Below are 7311 nucleotides of genomic sequence, written 5' to 3'. Positions count from 1 at the left end.
GAAGCCGCGCAGCGTCACGCCGAGGATCACCCCCAGCACGCCCAGCGGCACCACCAGCATCACCGCGAGCGGGATCGACCAGCTCTCGTACAGCGCCGCCAGGCACAGGAACACCGCCAGGATGGCGAAGCCGTAGAGGATCAGCGCCTGCGAGCCGGCGAGTTTTTCCTCGCGCGACTGGCCGGTCCACTCGTAGGCGAAGCCCGGCGGCAGCTTGGCGGCCAGCGCCTCCATCTCGGCCATGGCGGCGCCCGTGCTGTAGCCGGGTGCGGCCGCGCCGTTGATGCGCATCGCGGGGTAGCCGTTGTAGCGCACCGTCTGCATCGCGCCGTTGACCCACTTGGTGGTGGCGAAGGCCGAGAGCGGCACCGGCTTGCCCTGGGCATTGAAGGCGTTGAGCTTGAGCAGGTCCTCCGGCTGCATGCGTGCCGGCGCGTCGGCCTGCACCACCACGCGCTGCAGGCGGCCGGCGTTCGGGAAGTCGTTCACGTAGGCCGAGCCGAGCGCGGTGGAGATCGAGGTGTTAATCGCGTCGAAGGTCACGCCCAGGGCGTTGGCGCGGTCGCGGTCGACCACCAGCTCGACCTGCGGCGCGTCTTCCAGGCCGTCCGGGCGCACCTGCGTGATGACCTTGCTCTGCGAGGCCATGCCCAGCAGCATGTTGCGTGCCTTCACCAGCGCCTCGTGGCCCTGGCCGGCGCGGTCCTGCAGGCGGAAGGTGAAGCCCGACGACTGGCCCAGCTCGGGGATGGGCGGCGGGCTCAGCGGGTGATGAAAGCGTCGCGGATGCCCATCAGCGCCCCGAAGGCGCGGCCGGCGATGGCGTCGGCTTGGTGCTCCTTGCCTTCGCGCTCCTTCCAGTCCTTGAGCGTCACGAAGGCGAGCGCGGCGTTCTGGCCCTGGCCCGAGAAGCTGAAGCCCAGCACGCTGACCATGCTCTGCACCTCGGGCTGCTTGAGCACGTAGCCCTCGACCTGCTTCATCACCTCCAGCGTGCGCTCCTGCGTGGCGCCGGGCGGCAGCTGCACGTTGACGATCATGTTGCCCTGGTCTTCCTGCGGCAGGAAGGAGGTGGGCAGGCGCAGGTAGAGCACCGCCACCGCGGCGCCGATGGCCAGGTAGATGACCATGAAGCGGCCGGCGCGTTTGAGGATGCGCGCGACCCAGCCTTCGTAGCCCTTGGCGGTGCGCGTGAAGCCGCGGTTGAACCAGCCGAAGAAGCCGGTCTTCTCGTGGTGGTGGCCGGCCTCCACCGGCTTGAGCAGGGTGGCGCACAGGGCCGGCGTGAGCGACAGCGCCATGAAGGCCGAGAACGCGATGGCGGCCACCATCACCGCCGAGAACTGGCGGTAGATGTTGCCCACCGAACCGGCGAAGAAGGCGAGCGGCACGAACACCGAGATCAGCGCCACCGTCACGCCGACGATCGCGCCCGAGATCTGGCCCATGGCCTTGCGCGTGGCGTGCAGCGGCGACAGGCCTTCCTCGCTCATGATGCGCTCGACGTTCTCCACCACCACGATGGCGTCGTCGACCACGATGCCGATCACCAGCACCATGCCGAACATGGTCAGCACGTTGATGGAGAAGCCCAGCGTGAGCAGCACCGCGAAGGTGCCCAGCAGCGAGATCGGCACGACGATGGTCGGGATCAGCGTGTAGCGCCAGTTCTGCAGGAACAGGAACATCACCAGGAACACCAGCACGACGGCTTCGAACAGCGTCTCGGCCACCTGGCTGATCGAGATCTTGATGAAGCGCGAGCTGTCGTAGGGGATGGAGTACTTGACGCCCTGCGGGAAGAGCTTCTGCAGCTCGTCCATGCGCTTGTGGATGGCCTCGGCGGTGGCGAGTGCGTTGCCGCTGGGCGCCAGCTGCACGCCGATGCCGGTCGAGGGGTTGCCGTTCAGCCGGGCCGAGGTGGAGTAGGCCTGGGCGCCGAGCTCGAGCCGCGCCACGTCGCGCAGCCGCACGGTGGAGCCGTCGGTGTTGGCGCGCAGCACGATGTTGCCGAACTCGTCGGTGTTGTTGAGCTGGCCCTTGACCATCACGGTGGCCGAGATGCCCTGGCCGGCGATGTTGGGCAGGTCGCCGATCGTGCCCGACGAGACCTGCGCGTTCTGCTGCCGGATTGCGTTGATCACGTCGGCCGACGACAGGTTGTAGCCCTGCAGCTTGTTCGGGTCGATCCAGACGCGCATGGCGCGTTCGGTGCCGAACAGCTGCGCCTGGCCGACGCCGGGCACGCGCTGCAGTTCGGGCAGCACGTTGCGCGAGGCGTAGTCACCGAGCGCGATGGGGTCGAAGGCCGGGTTGTCCGACGAGAGGATGGCGAAGAGCAGGAAGTTCGAGCGCGACTTGTCCACCCGCACGCCCTGCTGCGTCACCGCCGAGGGCAGGCGCGGCGTGGCCCGGCTGAGGCGGTTCTGCACGTCCACCTGCGCCAGGTCGGCGTTGGTGCCGGGCTGGAAGCTGATGGTGATGGTGCCGGTGCCGTTGGCCTGGGCCACCGATTCCATGTACATCAGACCGGGTGAGCCGTTCATCTCGCGCTCGATGACGGAGAGCACCGAGTCTTCGAGCGTCTGCGCCGACGCGCCGGGGTAGACGGCCGTGACGACGATGGCCGGCGGCGCCACCGGCGGGTACTGCGCGATCGGCAGCTGCGTGATCGCCACGCTGCCGCCCACCAGGATGAAGAGGGCGATCACCCACGCGAAGATGGGTCGGTCGATGAAGAAGCGTGCCATGTGCGTGCGCCTCTCAGCGGCTGGCGGCCGATGCCGGGGCCGATGCGGCCGGCGCAGCACCCGAACCCGCACCTGCAGGCGACCACGGCACCGGGTTCACCGGCGCGCCCGGCACCATCATCTTCTGGAAGCCGTCGACGATGACCTTCTCGCCGGGCTTGAGGCCGTCGGTCACGAGCCAGTTGCCGCCCTGGGCCGAGCTGACCTTGATGTCGCGCTTGGCCGGCTTGTTGTCGGCGCCGACCACCAGCACCGAGTCGCCCGCCTCGGTGCGGGTGACGGCCTGCTGCGGCAGCAGGATGCCCTGCGGCAGCTCGGCCTGCGCCAGGCGCACGCGCACGTACATGCCCGGCAGCAGCAGCCCGTTCGGGTTGGGGATCTCGGCGCGCAGCGTGATCTGGCCCGAGGTCGGGTCGACCGTCAGGTCGCTGAAGAGCAGCTTGCCGGCCTGCGCGTAAGCCGTGCCGTCTTCCAGCACCACCTGCACCTTGGCCCCGTCGGGGCCGGCCTTCTGCAGCTTGCCGGCGGCGAGCGCCTGGCGCAGCTTGAGCACCTCGGTGGTCGATTGGGTGAAGTTCACGTACATCGGGTTGATCTGCTGCACCACGGCGAGCGGCGTGGCTTCGCCCTGGCCGACCAGCGCGCCTTCGGTGACGAGGGCGCGGCCGATGCGCCCGGCGATCGGCGAGGTCACGCTGGCGTAGCCGAGGTTGATCTGCGCCGTCTGCACCGCCGCGCGGCTGGCGGCCAGGTCGGCCTCGGCCGCCTTCTGGGCAGCCACTGCGTTGATGTAATCCTGCTTGCTGACGGCGTTGGCCTCGACCAGCGGCTTGTAGCGCTCGGCCTGTGCCGTGGTCTGGGTGACGTTCGACTGCGCACGCGCCAGCGAGGCCTGGGCGCTGGCGAGCGCCGCCTGGTAGGGGCCGGCGTCGATGCGGAAGAGCAGCTGCCCGGCCTTCACGTCGCTGCCTTCCTTGAACACCCGCTCCAGCAGGATGCCGGCGGCGCGCGCCCGCACCTGCGCGACGCGCGAGGCCTCGAGCCGGCCCGGCAGCTCGGTGGTGAGGGCCACGGTGGTCGGCGCCACCGTCACCACGCCCACCTGCGCCGGCGGCATGCCACCGCCACCGCCGCCGGGTGTGCCGCCTGACTTGCCGCAGGCGGCCAGGAGCAGGGCGGCGGATGCAGCGGCCCAGGGGGCCCAGACGGGCAAAGCGGTTCTCAGCGCAGGCATGCGTGTTCCTTCGGGGTTGCGCCCATCAGGCGCGGTTCAGGGTAAGTCAGGGTGCGCGAAGGGGCGAAGAAGCCGGTCGGCACAGGGTGGTGAGTTAGTATACATACGTGCGTGAATGTATGTTGACGCCCGCTGTTGCCAACTTTCTCATTCCCCCCGATGGTTCGTCGCACCAAAGAAGAAGCCCAGGCTACCCGCAGGCTCATCCTTGACACGGCCGAAGTGGTGTTCCACGAGCGCGGTGTCTCGCGCAGCTCGCTGAACGACATCGCCCAGGCCGCCGGGCTCACCCGCGGTGCCATCTACTGGCACTTCAAGGACAAGGCCGATCTCTTCAACGCCATGATGGAGCGGGTGATCCTGCCGCTGGAAGAAACCGCGCTGCGCAGCGGCGACCCGGCGCTGGAAGACCCGCTGGCCTACATGCGCGAGAACTTCACCCGCGCCTTGCAGCTGACCGTGAACGACCCACAGGTGCGCCGCGTGTTCGAGATCGCCACCCACAAGGTCGAGTACGTGGGTGAGCTGACGGCCGTGCGCGACCGCCACCTCGCCACCCGCGACAACTGCCTGCTCGAGGCCGAGCGCGGCATCACCCTGGCCATGCGGCGCGGCCAGCTCTCGCGGCGCATGCCGGCGCGTGCCGCTGCGCTGGGCCTGCATGCGCTGATCGACGGGCTGATCCAGAACTGGATGCTGGCGCCCGAGGCCTTCGACCTGGTGAAGGTCGGCACCCAGGTGCTCGACGCCTATGTGGCCGGCCTGGCTGTGCCCAAGTAGTCCGTCTGCGTCATCCCGGCGAACGCCGGGATCCACCCTGTGAGGGTTTCGCGCGCTTGAACGGCGTGGTGATTGAGGCACAGTGGATCCCGGCGTTCGCCGGGATGACACATTGAACGAGGCCCCCCATGACCGCACTGCACACCCTGGGCGCCGTCGAGCTGCTCGCCCTCTACAGCAGCAAGGCCGTCTCGCCGGTGGACGTGACGCGCGCGGTGCTGACCCAGATCGAACGCTGCGAGCCGCGCGTGCAGGCCACTTACGCGCTCGACCCCGACGGCGCGCTGGCGCAGGCCACCGCCTCCGAGGCGCGCTGGCAGCAGGGCGAGCCGCACGGCGCACTCGACGGCGTGCCCGTCACCATCAAGGAAAACATCGCCACGCGCGGCGTGCCCGTGCCGCTGGGCACGGCCGCGGTGGTGCTCGCTCCGGCCGAGCGCGACGCGCCGCCGGCCGCCCGGCTGCGCGAGGCCGGCGCGGTGATCCTCGGCAAGACCACCATGCCCGACTACGGCATGTTGTCGTCGGGGCTGTCGAGCTTCCATGCGCTCGCCCGCAACCCGTGGGACACGAGCAAGAACCCCGGTGGCAGCAGCGCCGGTGCCGCGGCGGCGGCCGCCGCCGGCTACGGCCCGCTGCACCTGGGCACCGACATCGGCGGCTCGGTGCGCCTGCCAGCCAGCTGGTGCGGCATCTTCGCCTTGAAGCCCAGCCTCGGCCGCATCCCCATCTACCCGCCGTATGCCGGCCGCGTGGCCGGGCCGATGACGCGCCAGGTGGTCGACGCCGCGCTGATGATGCGCGTGCTCTCGCTGCCCGACGCGCGCGACTCGATGAGCCTGCCCTACCAGCCCATCGCCTGGCTGGAGCTGGCACGCCCGCTGCGCGGCCTGAAGATCGGCCTGATGCTCGACGCCGGTTGGGGCCTGCCGGTCGAGCCCGAGGTGCGCGCCGCGGTGGAGGGCGCCGCCCGTGCCTTCGAGGCGGCCGGTGCCATCGTCGAGCCGCTCGCGCCCTTCATGACGCGCGCCATGGCTGACGGCATGGACCAGTTCTGGCGCTGCCGCTCGTGGATGGACATCTCGGCCTTGCCGCCCGAGCGGCGTGAGAAGGTGCTGCCCTTCATCGTCGAGTGGGCGCGCGGCGGCGCGGGCCTGTCCGGCGAGCAGGTGTTCACCGGCTTCAGCCAGATGGGCGCGATGCGCGAGGCGGCGGTGGTGGCCTGCCAGCCTTTCGACTTCGTCTTCACGCCGACCTCGCCCATCGCCGCGTTCGCGGCCGAGCTGCCGTGCCCCACCAACGACCCGGCGCGCCCCTTCGAGCACATCGCTTTCACGCTGCCCTACAACATGAGCGAGCAGCCGGCCGCCAGCATCAACTGCGGCTACACGGCGAGCGGCTTGCCGATCGGCCTGCAGATCGTCGGCCACCGGCATGACGACCTGGGCGTGCTGCAGATGGCGCGCGCTTGGGAGCAGCTGCGGCCCACGCCACGCGCCTGGCCCCTCGACTGAGGCATCGCGCAGCGAGCTTCCCCATACCTTAGGGATGCACCCCGGGAGCCCACAGCCTACGCTGCGCGCCATGACAGCCGCATCCTCCCCCGAGCGCGTGGCCGTGATCGTGGTGCACGGCATTGCCGACCAGGTGCGCGGCCAGACCGCGTCCGACGTGGCCGTGCTGCTTGCTGCCGGCCAGCAGGCGCAGATCACGGCGACCGACCTGCCCATCGCGATCACCCCGGTCGACCCGGCCGTGCCGCTCGCGCGCTGGAACCCCCGCGGCTGGATCGAGCGCATCAGCAAGTCGATGCTGCAATCGCTGCGCAGCGACTTCGTCGATGCCCACCACGGCATGCGCCCGGCCGACGCCAAGGCCGCCCCCGACACCGAGGTGACCCAGACGCGCAACAACTTCGTCGACCACGGCGTGCGCTTCACCGACTACCTGTTCGCCAAGTCCACAGAACGCCGCGACGAACACGAGGCGCCACGCAACTACGAGATGCCGCTGCGCCAGGTGCGCAGCGCTGACCGCGAAACGGACGTGTTCGAGATGTACTGGGCCGACCTGTCGCGCCTGGGCGGCGGCGTGGCGCGCATCCTGGCCGAGCTGTTCACGCTCTTGTTCCACCTCGCCAAGCTGGGCACCGACACCATCTCGCTGGCCGACGTGGTGCTGCCGCAGAGCACCGTGCTGCACTGGCTGGCGCGCATGCACCGCTGGGCCAACTGGGTGTTCTCGCGCGTGCTGGCGCTCTTGTTCCTGCAGCTGCTGGTGTGCGTGCTGCTGCTGGTGCCGTCGGCGCTCTTCGTCGGCCACGAGCGCTCGGGCAGCGCGTGGGCGGCCGCGCTCGTGGCGCTGGCCGTGGCGGTGGGCTGCGTCTACCGCTTGCGCCTGGGCTGGGTCTGGGGCTTCTGGGCCGGCCTCGCCACGGGGGCGGTGCTCGGCGGCTGTGTCTGGACTTTCCCGGCCGAGAGCGCCTGGATCACCATGCTGGTGGGGCTGATGCTGCTGCTCGGCCTGTACCGCGGCTTCCTCGGCTAC

The 7311-nt window shown here is 70.1% G+C and carries 4 protein-coding genes and 1 pseudogene; 3 read left to right on the top strand and 2 right to left on the bottom strand.

Translation table 11 applies throughout. The features are described 5' to 3' along the window. A pseudogene (locus tag VFL64_RS07410) lies at positions 1–2750 on the bottom strand (efflux RND transporter permease subunit); the annotation flags it as partial. A gap of 13 nt (positions 2751–2763) precedes the next feature. Continuing rightward, complete coding sequence (locus VFL64_RS07405) at positions 2764–3984, bottom strand: efflux RND transporter periplasmic adaptor subunit (RefSeq protein WP_489539734.1); 1221 nt, start codon at positions 3982–3984, stop codon at positions 2764–2766. Between the two features lie 159 nt (positions 3985–4143). On the opposite strand from VFL64_RS07405, the gene VFL64_RS07400 reads away from it, so the two are divergent. The 3 genes from VFL64_RS07400 to VFL64_RS07390 all read left to right on the top strand — a co-directional run. Beyond that, a complete protein-coding gene (locus tag VFL64_RS07400) occupies positions 4144–4764 on the top strand; it encodes a TetR family transcriptional regulator (RefSeq protein ID WP_489539733.1) in 621 nt (206 codons plus the stop codon). Positions 4765–4892: 128 nt separating this feature from the next. Beyond that, the gene (locus tag VFL64_RS07395) at positions 4893–6278 is read left to right on the top strand and encodes an amidase (protein ID WP_489539732.1); all 1386 of its coding nucleotides are present in this window, start codon (positions 4893–4895) and stop codon (positions 6276–6278) included. Between the two features lie 70 nt (positions 6279–6348). Continuing rightward, positions 6349–7311 (top strand): hypothetical protein (locus tag VFL64_RS07390; protein WP_489539731.1); only part of this gene is annotated, 963 nt, incomplete at its 3' end.

Source organism: Rhizobacter sp. (assembly GCF_035702065.1).
In the GTDB taxonomy this organism is placed as follows: domain Bacteria; phylum Pseudomonadota; class Gammaproteobacteria; order Burkholderiales; family Burkholderiaceae_C; genus Rhizobacter.
This window is presented reverse-complemented; position numbering and strand designations above follow the sequence as displayed.